Below are 14,661 nucleotides of genomic sequence, written 5' to 3'. Positions count from 1 at the left end.
GCTACTCGCCTCCGCGCAGGATGGAGTTGCCCTCGTGCGAGCCCTCGGCTTCGGGGACGTCGAGGCTCAGTCGGCCGCTGAGTCCGTAGAAGGCGACGGGGTTGCGCCACAGCACCTGGTCGACGTCGTCCTCGGCGAAGCCGGACGCGAGCATGGCGTCGGCGACCTTGCGGGTCTTGAGGGGGTCGCTTCTCCCCCAGTCGGCCGCCGAGTTGACGAGGACCTTCTCCGTTCCGTGGATCCGCAGAATGTCGACCATGCGGTCCTCGTCCATCTTGGTGTCCGGGTAGACGGAGAACCCGAGCCAGCAGCCGCTGTCCTTGGCGACTTTGACGGTGGTCTCGTTGAGGTGGTCGAGCAGCACCCGCTCCAGCGGCAGGCCCGACTCGCGGACGACGTCCACGGTGCGGCGCAGGCCGACGAGCTTGTCGCGGTGCGGGGTGTGCACGAGGGCGGGCAGGCCGTGGTCGGCGGCGAGTTGGAGCTGGGCGGCCAGGGCGGTGTCCTCGGCCGGGGTCATGGAGTCGTAGCCGATCTCGCCGACGGCGACGACGCCGTCCTTGACGAGATAGCGGGGCAGTTCGTCCAGGACCGGCGTGCAGCGCGGGTCGTTGGCCTCCTTGGGGTTGAGGGCGAGGGTGCAGTGGTGGGCGATGCCGTACTGGGCGGCGCGGAAGGGCTCCCAGCCGAGGAGGGCGTCGAAGTAGTCGAGGAAGGAGGCGGTCGAGGTCCGGGGCTGGCCGAGCCAGAAGGACGGCTCGACGACGGCGCGGACACCGGCGGCGTACATGGCCTCGTAGTCGTCGGTGGTGCGGGACGTCATGTGGATGTGGGGGTCGAAGATGCGCATCACAGCTCCTTGGGCTCTTCGCCCGTCAGGGTCAGCACGCGGCCGAGGTCGTCGGGCACCTCGCGGCCGGCTGCCGTTCGCTCGGCGGCGTAGTCGGTGAGCATGCGGGCCAGTTCGCCGTCGCCGGCCGCCCGTTGTGGGAGGTTCGCGACCGCGTCGAGGGGGACGCCGGTGAACAGGCACTTCAGGACGGCGTGCCGCCAGGCGTGCGGATCGAGGTGGGCGGCGGCGTACGGGCCGACGGCGGCGGCGATCAGCCGGGTGTCGTTGCTGCGCAGCGCGTCCTCGACGAGGTGCACGGCGTGCGGCCCCTCGACCAGGGCGGGCAACGCCCGTAGTACGGCCCGGCGTTCGGCGGCGCTGCCGTGCTGGTAGAGCCGGTTCAGGGTGTCGATCCCCGAGGTGGCCTCGACCAGCAGCAGTGCCCGTACGGCGTCCGCGTGGTCGTTGCCGCAGTGCCGTCCGGCGGCGGCGAACCGCAGCTCCCAGGTCGGTGAGGCCTGTGCCGCGTCCGTCAGTGCTGCGTCGAACCAGCTGCGGGCGTCATCGGTGGGCAACGCCGCGCTGACGGTGTCACGGGTCCAGGTCAGGGGTGGTCGCGTCATGCCGCCGAGACCCCCTTCACGGGGGCGACCGCCACGGCTCGCAGGAACTCGATGGAGGTGCGGGCCAGTTCGGGTCCGGCGTGGGAGTGGCGGGGCAGTTCCACGACGGTCAGGCCCTGGTAACCGGTGGCGGCGAGGGCGTCCAGCACGGGCGGGAAGTCGATCTCGCCGTCGCCGAACGGCAGATGCTCGTGCACCCCGCGCCGCATGTCCTCGATCTGCACATGTCGCAGCCAGGGCCCGGCCGCCCGGACGCAGTCGGCGGGCGACTCCGCTTCCAGGCACTGGCAGTGGCCGATGTCGAGGGTCAGTCCGAGCGGCTCCGGGTCGTCGAGCATACGGCGGAGCCGGTGGAAGTCGTCGAGGGTGGCGAGGAGGTGGCCCGGTTCGGGTTCGATCGCCAGCGGTACGCCGGCGGCCGCCGCGGCGTCGAGTACGGGTGTGAGCGCCGCCTCAAGGCGCTGCCAGGCGGTGTCGGCGTCGGTGCCGGGAGGTGTGATGCCGCTGAAGCAGTGCACGGCGTGGGCTCCGAGGTCCGCCGCGACCTGGACCGCCGTGAGCAGCAACCGGGTGCGGGCGGCCCGCCCTTCGGGGTCCGCGTCGAGCAGCGACGGGCCGTGCTTGCGGCGGGGGTCGAGGACGTAGCGGGCGCCGGTCTCGACGGTCGCGGTGAGGCCGAGTGCGCCGAGCCGGCGGGCGACTCGGGCGGTGCGGGCGACGAGATCGGGGGCGAGCGGGTCGAGGTGCATGTGGTCGAGAGTCAGTCCGACGCCGTCGTAGCCGAGGTCGGCGAGGAGGCCGAGGGCGTCGTCGAGACGGAGGTCGGTGAGCCCGTTGGTGCCGTAACCGAGGCGGAGGCGCTGGTGGCGGCTCATGTGACGCTCACTTTCCGTGCCAGCGTGCGGGCCACGGGGACGAGCCCCAGGACGGCGAGGGCCGTGCCGTTCGCCCCGGACCGGGCGGCGAGCGCGGCCTGGAGCGGGATCAGGGCGCGGATCCCGCCGCCCACGGCGCGCTGGGTCAGGGGCGGGGACGGGTTCAGGGCGGCGTGCAGGTACGGGAGGGCGGTGGTGCGGACGTATGCGATGGCCGCCAGTGTCGGGGGCGTCGCGCGCTTGCCTGCCAGCAGGACGCCGAGGGTGGTCGTCACGGCGAGGGCAGCCAGGGGGGTGCGCGCGGAACCTCCGTGCGTCTCGTACCGGGAGACGGCGGTGACGGCGTAGGTGTGGGCGGCCAGGGCGAGGGCGGGCGCCGCGATGCGGCGGGCGGCGTCGGGAGCGGCGGGGACGCGTCCTTGAGGGGACGTCAGGGTGGCCGTCGCGCCGAGCACGAGGTCCAGGGCGCGGGCCGCGGCCATCGCCGCGGGGGCCGCCGAGGTGTGCTTCAGGCGGAGGTCGTACGCCCAGACCGTGGCGGTCAGGGCCGACGCCGCCGCGAGTGCGGGGCGGCCCGCGCGGGCGGCGAGCGTCAGGCCCGCCGCGGTCAGGAGTCCGGCCGCGCCCAGTGCGGCCGTCGGGGAGATACGGCCGGAAGGCAGGGGCCGGTGCGGGCGGTCGACGGCGTCCTCGTCGCGGTCGGCCCAGTCGTTGAGCGCCATGCCCGCCTCGTAGAGGCAGAGCGAGGCACCCATGGCGTACGCCGTGCCGCGGTTGGGCCGCGGAGCGGTGGCCGCGGCGCCGGCGAGGGCATCGCCGGGGACGGTGAACAGCGCGGAGACGCGGAGCAGTTCGGCCCAGTCCCGCAGGCGTGCGCGCGATGCGGCGGGCTTGGACGGGCGCACCGGTGTGACGCGGCCGCGTAGGCGGCGGATCACCGCGCCTCCCGCAGTCGGTCGGCGAACGACAGCAGCGCGGTGAACTGCTCCGCGAGACCCGACGGGCCCGCGTCGGGGTCCTTGAAGTAGAAGCCGAGGTCCGGGAGCGGGCCGGACAGACCCGCCTCGTGGGCACGGGCGACCAGTCGGGCCAGGTCCAGGACCAGGGGGGCGGCCAGGGCCGAGTCGCAGCCCTGCCAGATGGTCTGGAGGATCATGCGCGAGCCGAGGAAGCCGTCGAAGGCGATGTGGTCCCAGGCGGTCTTCCAGTCGCCGAGCACCGGTACGTCGTCGATGTGCACCTCGCCCTGCGGGGTGTGCCCGAGGGTGTCGGCCAGGACGCGTTCCTTGCCGGCGTTCTTCGCCGCCGCCGCGCCGGGGTCGGCGAGCGCGGCGCCGTCTCCGCCGCCCAGCAGATTGGTGCCCGACCAGGCCCGTACCTCCAGGGCGCGTTGGACGAACATCGGGGCGAGCGCGGCGCGCAGCAGCGTCTGGCCGGTCTTGCCGTCCCGGCCCGCGTGGGGAAGTCCGGCACGAGCGGCAGCGGCCGTGAGGGCCGGGGTGCGCAGCCCGGTGGAGGGCGTGAAGTTGACGTAGGGGCAGCCGGCTCGCACGGCGGCGGCCGCGTAGAGGGAGCTGGGCGGCAGTCGTACGGCATCGGGCGCGGGCAGCGCCTCCGTGGAGGAGACGTTGACGACGACCACCCGCTCCAGTGCGTTGCGGGCGCGGAACGAGGTGAGGTCGGCGGCGAAGTCCGCGATGAGTTCCTCGTCGTCGCGAGCGTCGTCCGGAAGGGGGCCGCCGAGCCGTATCTCCTCGTCCGCGGCGTGGAGTTCGGCGCGGACGGCGGGGGCGAGGCCGTGGGGCAGGACGCCCGCGTCGGTGAGGTGTTCGGCCCGCTTGGGCAGCGGGGCGTGGGCGGTGTCGTGGCCGCCGAAGACGAGCGAGGACAGGGGCGGCAGGCCGGCGCCGTCGAACGGCGGGGTCTCGGTGACCATGCCGGTCGGCGGGTGCAGTCCGGCGGTGACGGCCGCGCATCCGGCGACGGCGGTGGTGGCCACCGATCCGCGGGCCCCGACGAACCAGACACCGGTGCGTGCCGTCGCCTCCCCGTTCTGGGGCTGCGCTGCTTTCCCGTCGTTGTTCACGGGCTGCCTCCCTGCCATGTCGATGTGCCGATGTGGTGTGGAGGACGGTGGGCGAGGCGCGGAGCCTCTCGCCCACCGCCGGCATTGGGGCGGCTTTGGCCGCGGCCTGGGAGTTCTTCTCCGTCAGCGGGCGCGGTTACGGCGTGCGAGGGGGCGGCAGAAGGCCGCCGATGAGAACTGCGGGATACCTGGGGGCACTTGGCCCTACGCGGTGCGGGTCAGTCTCGGACCACTGTGTGGTTCCTGTGCACGAAGGGACCGTAGCCCCGTTCGTCTTTGGCCGGAACCCCTTGTGCACGAAGAAAGCGAACTTCTTCCCGCAGCAGGACAAAGGAGGGGCGGGGCAGCCCGGACCGGCCCGGCGGCTCACCGCTGCCGGGCACGGACCTGGTCGGCTCTGACGAGTTGAGAGAGGGCAATCGCCCGACGGTGGTGGCTAGTTGTCGCCGCCGCCGAACGCCGCGTCGAACGAGGTCGACGGGGGCTCGAAGTCGTACGCCTTGAGACTGCGCAGTGCCTCGGGGGCGCCCTGGAGCCGGTCCATGCCGGCGTCCTCCCACTCGACCGAGATCGGGCCGTCGTAGCCGATGGAGCGCAGCATCCGGAAGACGTCCTCCCACGGCACGTCCCCGTGCCCGGCCGAGACGAAGTCCCACCCACGGCGCGGGTCGCCCCACGGGAGGTGGGAGCCGAGGCGGCCGTTGCGGCCGTCGAGGCGCTTGCGGGCTTCCTTGCAGTCGACGTGGTAGATCCGGTCGCGGAAGTCGTAGAGGAAGCCGACCGGGTCCAGGTCCTGCCACACGAAGTGGGAGGGGTCGAAGTTCAGCCCGAAGGCCGGCCGGTGGTCAACGGCTGCCAGCGCGCGCTGGGTTGTCCAGTAGTCGTAGGCGATCTCGCTGGGATGGACCTCGTGCGCGAACCGCACACCCTCCGCGTCGAACACGTCCAGGATCGGATTCCAGCGGCTGGCGAAGTCCTCGTAGCCACGCTCGATCATCGCCTCGGGCGCGGGCGGGAACATCGCGACCAGGTGCCAGATCGACGATCCGGTGAAGCCGATGACGGTGTCGACACCGAAGGCGGCCGCAGCGCGAGCGGTGTCCTTGATACGGTCGGCGGCCCTCCGGCGTACGCCTTCGGGGTCACCGTCGGCCCAGATGGCGTCCGGCAGGATCGCCTGGTGGCGTTCGTCGATGATGGCGTCGCAGACGGCCTGGCCGACGAGGTGGTTGGAGATGGCCCAGCACTTGAGGCCGTACTTGTCGAGCAACGCGTGTCGGGAGTCCAGGTAGGACGGGTCCGTCAGGGCCTTGTCGACCTCGAAGTGGTCGCCCCAGCAGGCGAGTTCGAGGCCGTCGTAGCCGAAGTCGCGGGCGAGGCGGCAGACCTCCTCCAGGGGGAGGTCCGCCCACTGGCCGGTGAAGAGCGTGAACTGTCGTGGCATCTCGGAGACCCTCCTCAGACGGCGACGGGCGTGTAGACGGAGTTCTTCTCGGCGCTCTCCTCCACCGCGGCGAGCACCCGCTGCACCTGCAACCCGTCGGCGAACGACGGGATCGGATCGGTGCCGGTCGCGATGGCCTCGACGAGGTCGCGGGCCTGGTGGGCGAAGGTGTGCTCGTAGCCCAGCGGGTGGCCCGGCGGCCACCAGCCCTCCAGGTACGGGTGCTCGGGCTCGGTGACGAGGATCCTGCGGAACCCGGCCGTGGCGGCGGGCTCGCGGTGGTCGTGGAAGAACAGCTCGTTGAGACGCTCCAGATCGAAGGCGAGCGAGCCGAACTCGCCGTTCACCTCCAGCCGCAGGCCGTTCTTGCGCCCCGACGCCATACGGGTCGCCTCGAACACGGCGAGCGCCCCGGAGGCGAACCGGCCGGTGAAGACGGCCGCGTCGTCCACGGTCACCGGCCCGCGTCGGGCGCCGCCCGACGCGGTCAGGCCCGAGGAGGCGCCGTCGAGGCGGGGGCGCTCCTTGACGAAGGTCTCCAACTGGGCGGAGACGCCGACCAGTGCCTCGCCCGTCAGGAACTGGGCGAGGTCCACGATGTGCGCGCCGAGGTCGCCGAGCGCCCCCGACCCCGCGTGCTCCCGCTGGAGCCGCCAGGTCAGCGGGAAGTCAGGGTCGACCAGCCAGTCCTGGAGGTAGCTGACCCGTACGTGGCGCAGGGTGCCGAGCCTGCCCTCGCCGATCAGCCGACGGGCGAAGGTGAGGGCGGGTACGCGCCGGTAGTTGAAGCCCACCATGGCCAACTGGCCCCGTGCACGGGCGTCTTCGGCCGCCGCGACCATGGCCTCCGCCTCGGCGACCGAATTGGCCAGCGGCTTCTCGCACAGCACGTGCTTGCCGGCCTCCAGCGCGGCGATCGCGATCTCGGCATGGCTGTCGCCCGGGGTGCAGATGTCGACGAGCTGGACGTCGTCGCGGGCTATGAGGGCACGCCAGTCGGTCTCCGTCGCGGCCCAGCCGTGCTTGTCGGCCGCCGCCCGCACGGCGAGCGCGTCGCGGCCGGCGATCGCGGCCAGCACCGGCCGCAACGGCAGGTCGAACACGTGCCCTACGGTGCGCCACCCCTGTGAGTGCGCGGCGCCCATGAACGCGTAGCCGACCATGCCCACGCCGAGTGCGGGCGCTGCGGTCCGAGCGTCCCTCTGTTCCATCCGGATTCCTCCTCGTCGGAGTGTCACTGACTCATCGCTGTCTTGGCGGGGCGCTGGGCCCGGCCCGGTCAGATGAAGCCGGTCGGCAGGTACTGGTCGACGTTGTCCTTGGTGACCACGGCCGAGTAGAGGGTCAGCGAGGAGGGGATCTCGAACTCGGCGAGGCCGCCCACCCCCTTGCCCTGACCGAGCGCCCGGGCGAGGTCGATGGCGGAGGCGGCCATCGTCGGCGGGTACAGGACGGTCGCCTTGAGCACGCTGTTGCCGGCCTTGATGGCGTCCATCGCGGACTTGGCGCCCGCGCCGCCGACCATCAGGAAGTCGTCGCGCCCGGCCTGGTCGATGGCGCGCAGCGCGCCCACGCCCTGGTCGTCGTCGTGGTTCCACAGCGCGTCGAAGTTCGACTGGGCCTGGAGGAGTTGGGCCATCTTGGCCTGTCCGGACTCGACCGTGAAGTCGGCCGCCTGACGGGCGACCTTCTTGATGTTGGGGTAGTTCTTCAGGGCGTCGTCGAAGCCCTTGGTGCGCTGCTGGGTCAGTTCGAGGTTGTCGAGGCCGGCGAGTTCGACGACCTTGGCGTTCTTCTTGTCCTTGAGCTGTTCGCCGATGTAGTGCCCGGCGTTGAGGCCCATGCCGTAGTTGTCGCCGCCGATCCAGCAGCGGTAGGCCTGCGGGGAGGCGAAGACGCGGTCGAGGTTGACGACGGGGATGCCGGCCCGCATGGCCTGGAGGCCGACCTGGGTGAGGGCCTTGCCGTCGGCCGGGAGGATCACCAGGACGTCGACCTTCTTGTTGATGAGGGTCTGGATCTGGCCGATCTGCTGGGCGGTGTCGTTGGAGCCCTCGGTGATCTCCAGGGTGACGTCCGAGTACTTCTTCGCCCGCGACTTGGCGTTGTCGTTGATGGCGTTGAGCCAGCCATGGTCGGCCTGCGGGCCCGCGAAGCCGATGGTGACGGCCTTGCCGGGCTTGTCGTCGGCGACCGGGGCGTTGTCCGCGGCCGGTTCCTGGTCCTTGGTCTCGTTGCTGGTGCAGGCGGTCAGCAGAGCGCCGGCGGAGACGGCCGCGGTGCCGAACAGGAGTGCTCTGCGGCTGGTGTTGGGGGTTCTGGCCATGGCGGATCGACCCTTCGACTGGGCGGTGTGCGGTGGTTGAGGCAGGCAGGGGGCCGGACGGCGGTGTCAGGGGCCGCCGTCCGGCGTCAGGAGTCGCCGTGCAGCGAGCGGCGCTGGACCAGCACAGCGGCGACGATGATGGCGCCCTTCGCGATCTGCTGGACAGCGGTCTCGAGGTTGTTCAGGGCGAAGATGTTGGTGATCGTGGTGAAGACCAGCACCCCGAGGACGGAGCCGACGATGGTGCCGCGGCCACCGCTGAGCAGCGTGCCGCCGATGATCGCGGCGGCGATGGCGTCCAGCTCGTAGAGGTTGCCGTTGGTGTTCTGGCCCGACCCGGCGAGCACGATCAGCATGAAGGCGGCGATGCCGCAGCACAGTCCGGACAGCAGGTACAGGTACAGGCGTTGGCGGCGGACGTCGATGCCTGCGAGGCGTGCCGCTTCCGCGTTGCCACCGACCGCGACCGTGCGGCGGCCGAAGGTGGTGCGGTTGAGCAGCAGCCAGCCGATGACCGTGACCGCGGCGAAGATCAGCACCAGGGGCGGGATACCGAGGACGTAGGAGTCACGGGAGCCGAGGTCGAGCACGGACTGGACCGAGACGACCTGGGTGCTGCCGTCCGTGATCTGCAGGGCCAGACCCCGGGCGGACGCGAGCATGGCCAGCGTGGCGATGAACGGGACCATCCTGCCGTAGGCGATCAGCAGCCCGTTCACCAGACCGCAGCCCACACCGACGATCACGGCGGTGAAGAGGATGCCGGCGAAGCCGAACTCCTGGGTGGCCACGGTCGTCGCCCATACCGAGGCGAGCGCCACCATCGCGCCGACCGACAGGTCGATCCCGCCGCTGGTGATGACGAACGTCATGCCGACGGTGACGACGCCGATCACGGACGCCTGGGTGAGTACGAGTTGGAGGTTGCTCGTCGCCAGGAACTCGTCCGGCGCGGTGATCCCACCGACGGCGACGAGGACGGCGAGGACACCGAGCAGGGACAGCGTGCGCACGTCCCACCGCAGCCACGATCGGCGCGAACTGTCCTGCTCCCCCGCGGACTTGGCGGCGGGCGTGGGCGCTTCCTGCTGCGCCCGAGTGGCCGGCTGCGTCATGGCGTCAGGCTCCCTTCCATCACAAGATCGAGTACGCGGTGCTCGTCGAGCTCCCGGGCGTCCGCCGTGTGCACGACGCTGCCTTCACGGAGCACCAGCACCCGGTCGGCGAGTCCCAGGACCTCGGGCACCTCGCTGGACACGAGAAGTACGGCCAGGCCCTCGTCGGCCAGCCGGCGGATCACGGCGTAGAGCTCCGCCCGGGCCCCGATGTCGACACCCCTGGTCGGCTCGTCCAGCAGCAGCACCTTGCAGCCCCGCAACAGCCAGCGGGCGAGCACGGCCTTCTGCTGGTTGCCGCCGGACAGGGTCCGGATCGCGGCGTCGGGGTTGTCCGGCCGCAGGGACAGCTCCCGTACCGCCTGGTGCGCGGCGGCTCGTTCGCCGCGGCGGTCGATCCAGCCCGCGCGGGCGAACCGCGACAGGGTGGAGACCGACACGTTGCTGCTGACGGACTCCAGCATCAGCAGGCCCTGCGCCTTGCGTTCCTCGGGTGCGAGGCCGATGCCGGCGCGGACGGCGGCGCGCACGCTTCCGGGGCGCAGGGGGGTGCCGTCGACGAGGACGCGACCGCCGTCGGGTTTGCGGGCCCCGTAGATCGTCTCCAGGATCTCGCTGCGCCCGGACCCGACGAGCCCGGCGAGGCCCACGATCTCTCCGGGCCGCAGTTCCAGGTCGACGGGTGCGAACTCCCCTCGCCGGGTGAGCCCTTCGACCGTCAGCACCGGCTGCCGCTCCGCGGCGAATCCGGCCGCGGGGCGCTCGGGGAAGACGTACTCCACGTTGCGTCCGGTCATCAGGGCCACGACCTCGTTGGTCGGTGTCGACTTGGCGGGCAGCCCGCCCGCGACCGACCGGCCCTCCTTCAGGACGGTGACCCGGTCGCCGATGCGGCGGATCTCCTCAAGCCGGTGGGAGATGTAGATGACGGCGACGCCCTCGGCGGTCAGATCGCCCACGATCCTGAACAGGTTGTCCACCTCTTCGGGGTCGAGCGCCGCCGACGGCTCGTCCATCACGATCAGGCGGACCTCGTGGGACAGCGCGCGGGCCATGGAGACGATCTGCTGCTGGGCGGCGGACAGTTCACCGACGAGCCGGGTCGGGTCGATCTCCGAGTGGCCCAGCCGGTGCAGCAACCGCGCGGTCGCCGTACGGGCGGCGGAGCCGCGCACGACGAACCCGGCGGCGGTGGGCTCGTGGCCCAGGTAGACGTTCTCGGCGACGGACAGGCCCTCGATCAGGTCGAGTTCCTGGTAGATGGTGGCGATGCCGAGGCGCATGGCGGCGATCGGCGACCTGAGGGCCACCGGCTCGCCCTGCCAGGTGATCTCCCCGCCGTCGGGCTGGTGGGCGCCGGCGATCACCTTGATCAGAGTGGACTTGCCGGCGCCGTTCTGGCCGAGGAGGCAGTGGACTTCCCCGGGCTGGACCTCCAGGTCCACACCGTCCAGGGCGCGGACGCCCGGGAACGACTTGGTGATGCCGGCCATGGTGAGCAGGGGTGGTTGTGGTGCCATGAAGGATCCCCTCGGGGGGTGTGCTCCGTGAACGGGCAGGCTGGACAGGGGCGTTCGGGTGCGGGGGCAGCTCTGGGGAGCCCGGGGCGTCGTACGCGTGTGCGTGGGTGCCGGGGCGGGGCAGGGCGGGGCAGGCCTGACGGCCTGGCGAGCAGGGGGTGGCGGCCGGCCGTCGACGGCATGCGGCGGCTACGGCGGCGCTGGGGATGTTGCTTGAGGTGTTGCCGAGTCTGTCGCTTGAAGTGCGGCTGGGTGTGACGCTGGAGGTATGGCCGATTCTGCCGCTCGGTGTGTTTCTGGAAGTGTGGCCGAGTCCGTCGCTGGGTGTGTCGCTTGAGGTGTTGCGAGAGCGCGCCGTGGGGTCGCCACGGCAGGCGTCGTGGGCCGTGTCCGCCGTCGGGTTCGGGCGGCGGTCAGGCCGGTGAGAAGACGTGGTCGCTGATGAGGCGGGCCGCACCGATGGCTCCGGCGGCGGGTCCCAGCTCACCCAGCACGATGGGCAGGTTGCCCGTGGCCAGCGGCAGGGACTGCCGGTAGACCTGGGTCCTGACACTGGCCAGCAGGGTGTGTCCGAGCCCGGTCACACCTCCGCCGATCACCACCAGACCCGGATTGAAGAAGCTGACGAGCCCGGCGATGACCTGCCCCAGACGCTTCCCGCCCTCCCGGATGAGTTCCAGAGCCACGGCGTCGCCCGCCGCCGCGGCGGCCGAGACATCCGAGGCGCTCAGGCGTCCCGCCGCCTCCAGCCGGGCGGCGAGCTCCGCCGACCGGCCCTCACGGGCGGCCTGCTCGGCGTCGGCGGCCAGCGCGGCACCGCTGAAGTGGGCTTCCAGACAGCCCCGGTTGCCGCAGGCGCACGGACGCCCGTCGGGTACGGCCTGGATGTGCCCGATGTCGCCCGCGCTACCGGTGACCCCGCGGTGGACGCTGCCACCGACGACGATGCCGCAGCCGATACCGGTACCGATCTTGACGCAGAGGAAGTCGCCCACCGAACGGGCGACGCCCGCGTGCTGCTCCCCCATCGCCATCAGGTTCACGTCGTTGTCGACCATCACCGGACAGCCGAGTTCCTGACTGAGCGCCTCCCGCACCGGGAACCCGTCCCAGCCCGGCATGATCGGCGGCGCCACCGGAACACCCTCGGGGAAACGCACCGGCCCCGGAACACCGATACCGGCACCGTCGAAACCCTCCGCAAGCCCCGTCGCCCGCAACTTCGCGGCCATCGCCAGCACCTGCTCGAAGACCGCCACCGGCCCCTCACGGACGTCCATCGGCTGGTTCAGATGCCCCAGGACCTCCAACTCCGCGTTGGTGACGGCGACATCGATCGACGTGGCGCCGATGTCGACGCCGAGGAAACGCAGCGTCGGCGCGAGCCGGATGTTGTGCGAGCGCCGACCGCCCCGGGAGGGGGCCAGTCCGTCCGCGACCACCAGCCCGGTGTCCAGGAGCCGGTCCACCTCCACGGCCAGCTTGGACCGTGACAGATCGACCTGATCGCCCAGCTGGGCACGGGAGTTGGACCCGTTGTCCCGCAGCAGACGCAGCAGTCGTGCCTGATGCGCGTTCTCAGGTCGAGCAGTCATCCGCCGCACGATCCCTCCTCTCCCCTCACCCGTCAGGCTGTCGGAGAGGAACGTAACAACGATTTTCCAGACGTGGAAGTACTTACGCATGAGTAGGGCACTTCTTTTTCCACACTCAGGACAAAGTCCGTACTCCCGGGTCGTTCAGGGGCCTGTCGCGCGTCACCTCCGACGTGCAGAATCGGCCGCATGACGATCACCGCGGCCGCGCCGCCCACCCGCGGCAGGCCCGCCGACCTCGCCCTGGGCTTTGTGACGGGCGGTGTGATCGGCGCTTCGCTCACCGCCTTCATCAGCGGGTGCGTCGTCGGGGAGGTGTCGCTGATCGTCCTCGGGTTGGCGCTGCCCTCGGCCTATGGGCTCGTCTTCCTCCTCGCCACATCGCCTCGTCGTGCCCGGGAGGCGGCCGTCGTACCGCGTACGGCGCTCGCGGTGATCGAGAGCCTGGAGGCCGTCGGAGGTGAGGCCAGCGATGTTCCGGTGCGGTTCGAGCTGTCCGTCGCACCGGACGACGCTCCCGCCTTCCGTGTCGAGATCCGCCAGGACGTCAACCTCGTCGAGCTCGCCGACTACCGGCCGCGCGGCATCGTGGTGGTGGACTATCCGCCGGACCGGCCGTGGAAGAGCCGGATCGTGCGGCGGCCGACACCGGACTGGGAGGAGCGGGCGGCCGGTGCGCGCGTCGACTCGGCACCCGGTCCCGCCATGAGGAGCGACTCCCCCGAGGGCTGCGCCCCCGGTTTTGTCACGCTGCTCGGGCTGCTGCTCGGCGTGGCCGCCGTGCTCGTACTGTTCCGCGCCGACCTCTTCGACCGCGACGAGGGTACGGGTGGCGCCTCGCCCGGGCCGTCCACGTCCGCCTCCTCGTCGTCGTCCACGACCACCGTGACCTCCGCGACCGGCACCGTCACCCTCGGTCCGGGCCAGTCGATGCTCGACCAGGGCGAACTCCGCAAGTCCGTCGAGTCGTTGACACGGGACTCGGACAAACGCCGGGCGCTCACCCTGGTCGTACAGGAGCGCCTGCTCACGGTCGTCTTCTCCCCCGGCGGCATGAGCGGATTCGACCCTCGGTCCCTGCCCTACGACCGCATCCCCGCGCTGGTCGACAAGGCCGGCACCGGAGTCGACACCCCGCGCAGTTGGCAGCTGACCGCGGACGGGGTGACCGGCGAGCTCACGCTCAGGATCGTGGTGACCGGCGACGGGAGCACGGGGACGCTGGAGGCGGACGCGCACGGCAAGGTACTGCGGCGCAGCGGCAGTTGACCGGATCGACAGGAGGAGGACACGTGGGGTGGGCCGGGTTTCTGGTGCTGTGGTGCGCACTGTGGGGTGCGGTGGCGCTGGTCGGGTTCGGGATGTCGCTGGCCGGGGTGACCAAGGCACAGCGGACGGTCCGGCTGGCGGGACGCGTCGAGCGGGTGCGCGAGCCCCGGCACGGCGGGTCCCGCAAGGGCGGGATATCGGTGGTCGTCACCTACACCGACCCGGCCAGCGGGCAGGAGGTCACCGTGACCAACGACGGTGAGCGCGGCGAGATGATCACGGAGGCGTGGGACGGCAGGGAGGTCGGGATCAGCCACCCGCGCGGCAGACCGCATGCCTACCGGTTCACCAACCGCCCCGAGGAGCCCAGCCGCGGCCTCGGCTGGCCGTCGTTCGCCCTCTTCCTGGTGTACGTCGGCCTGGTGGTCCTGTCCGCGGTCCACTGGGCCTGGCCGTGGGCCCTGATCGGCTTCGGCGGACCCTTGGCTCTCTACGCCGCCGCACACCTGCCCGCCACGATCCGCGCCAAGAACGACCACACGGCCGAGCTGGCCGCGATGGAGAGCACCGAGGGTCGCGTCGTCGCCGTCCTCAGGGACGTCAGCATCGACCAGGACGACGGCCACACGTACACCACCATCACCCCGGTCGTGTCGTTCACCACCCACGAGGGCACCGCCGTCACGGCCCACTGCACGTCCCATCTCCCTGACCCGGCCGGGGCGTACGGCCGTGAGGTCACCGTCCACTACTCCCAGGCCGACCCGGCCGTCTTCACCCTCGACCGCACCGCCGAACACCGCTCGCAGAATCAGGACGTGACGTTCAACGTCCTGTCGATCGCGGTACTTGCGGCGATGTGCGTGACAGGGGTGCTCTTTCTCTTCTGAGGCGGTCGTCCTGGAATTCGGCTTCTGGGGCCCTCCGGGGACCCTCGCGGGCTGACGTGGATGGCCGGTCGAACTCCTTGTGCGCC

Annotated in this window: 13 protein-coding genes; 2 read left to right on the top strand and 11 right to left on the bottom strand. The window is 71.6% G+C overall.

Translation table 11 applies throughout. From position 1 onward, the window contains the following. Position 1: 1 nt before the first annotated feature. The 11 genes from OG885_RS42660 to OG885_RS42610 all read right to left on the bottom strand — a co-directional run bounded on the left by OG885_RS42660 (position 2) and on the right by OG885_RS42610 (position 12,416). Complete coding sequence (locus tag OG885_RS42660; RefSeq protein ID WP_405742002.1) at positions 2 to 850, bottom strand: TatD family hydrolase; 849 nt, start codon at positions 848 to 850, stop codon at positions 2 to 4. After that, on the bottom strand, positions 850 to 1,455 hold the full coding sequence (locus OG885_RS42655; RefSeq protein ID WP_405742000.1) for an EboA domain-containing protein: 606 nt from the start codon (positions 1,453 to 1,455) through the stop codon (positions 850 to 852). Before OG885_RS42655 ends, OG885_RS42660 begins: the two co-directional genes overlap by 1 nt. Beyond that, positions 1,452 to 2,330: a sugar phosphate isomerase/epimerase family protein gene (locus OG885_RS42650; RefSeq protein ID WP_405741999.1), complete on the bottom strand. Its 879-nt coding sequence runs from the start codon at positions 2,328 to 2,330 to the stop codon at positions 1,452 to 1,454. The genes OG885_RS42655 and OG885_RS42650 overlap by 4 nt, the downstream gene beginning before the upstream one ends. Further along, entirely contained in the window at positions 2,327 to 3,235 is a 909-nt protein-coding gene (locus tag OG885_RS42645) for an SCO3242 family prenyltransferase (RefSeq protein ID WP_405743144.1), read from the bottom strand. The genes OG885_RS42650 and OG885_RS42645 overlap by 4 nt, the downstream gene beginning before the upstream one ends. A gap of 29 nt (positions 3,236 to 3,264) precedes the next feature. Next, positions 3,265 to 4,434: an inositol-3-phosphate synthase gene (locus tag OG885_RS42640; RefSeq protein ID WP_405741998.1), complete on the bottom strand. Its 1,170-nt coding sequence runs from the start codon at positions 4,432 to 4,434 to the stop codon at positions 3,265 to 3,267. 418 nt (positions 4,435 to 4,852) lie between these two features. After that, positions 4,853 to 5,860, bottom strand: a complete 1,008-nt coding sequence (locus OG885_RS42635) for a sugar phosphate isomerase/epimerase family protein (RefSeq protein ID WP_405741996.1) — start codon at positions 5,858 to 5,860, stop codon at positions 4,853 to 4,855. Between the two features lie 14 nt (positions 5,861 to 5,874). Continuing rightward, complete coding sequence (locus tag OG885_RS42630) at positions 5,875 to 7,071, bottom strand: Gfo/Idh/MocA family protein (RefSeq protein ID WP_405741994.1); 1,197 nt, start codon at positions 7,069 to 7,071, stop codon at positions 5,875 to 5,877. A gap of 68 nt (positions 7,072 to 7,139) precedes the next feature. Next, positions 7,140 to 8,186, bottom strand: a complete 1,047-nt coding sequence (locus OG885_RS42625) for a substrate-binding domain-containing protein (RefSeq protein ID WP_405741993.1) — start codon at positions 8,184 to 8,186, stop codon at positions 7,140 to 7,142. 86 nt (positions 8,187 to 8,272) lie between these two features. After that, positions 8,273 to 9,301, bottom strand: coding sequence for an ABC transporter permease (locus OG885_RS42620; RefSeq protein ID WP_405741991.1), 1,029 nt, complete (start codon positions 9,299 to 9,301; stop codon positions 8,273 to 8,275). Then, on the bottom strand, positions 9,298 to 10,821 hold the full coding sequence (locus tag OG885_RS42615; RefSeq protein ID WP_405741989.1) for a sugar ABC transporter ATP-binding protein: 1,524 nt from the start codon (positions 10,819 to 10,821) through the stop codon (positions 9,298 to 9,300). The genes OG885_RS42620 and OG885_RS42615 overlap by 4 nt, the downstream gene beginning before the upstream one ends. Before the next feature lie 413 nt (positions 10,822 to 11,234). Continuing rightward, complete coding sequence (locus tag OG885_RS42610) at positions 11,235 to 12,416, bottom strand: ROK family transcriptional regulator (protein WP_405741987.1); 1,182 nt, start codon at positions 12,414 to 12,416, stop codon at positions 11,235 to 11,237. Between the two features lie 189 nt (positions 12,417 to 12,605). Here OG885_RS42610 and OG885_RS42605 point away from each other — a divergent pair, with 189 nt between their 5' ends. Together OG885_RS42605 and OG885_RS42600 are read left to right on the top strand one after the other, a co-directional pair. Beyond that, positions 12,606 to 13,685, top strand: a complete 1,080-nt coding sequence (locus OG885_RS42605) for a hypothetical protein (protein WP_405741985.1) — start codon at positions 12,606 to 12,608, stop codon at positions 13,683 to 13,685. Between the two features lie 23 nt (positions 13,686 to 13,708). After that, complete coding sequence (locus OG885_RS42600) at positions 13,709 to 14,575, top strand: DUF3592 domain-containing protein (RefSeq protein WP_405741983.1); 867 nt, start codon at positions 13,709 to 13,711, stop codon at positions 14,573 to 14,575. The last annotated feature ends 86 nt before the right edge of the window (positions 14,576 to 14,661 follow it).

Source organism: Streptomyces sp. NBC_00028, assembly GCF_045041065.1.
Taxonomy (GTDB): Bacteria; Actinomycetota; Actinomycetes; order Streptomycetales; family Streptomycetaceae; genus Streptomyces.
The sequence above is the reverse complement of the archived record's forward strand: the minus strand, read 5'-3'. Positions and strand labels throughout refer to the sequence as shown.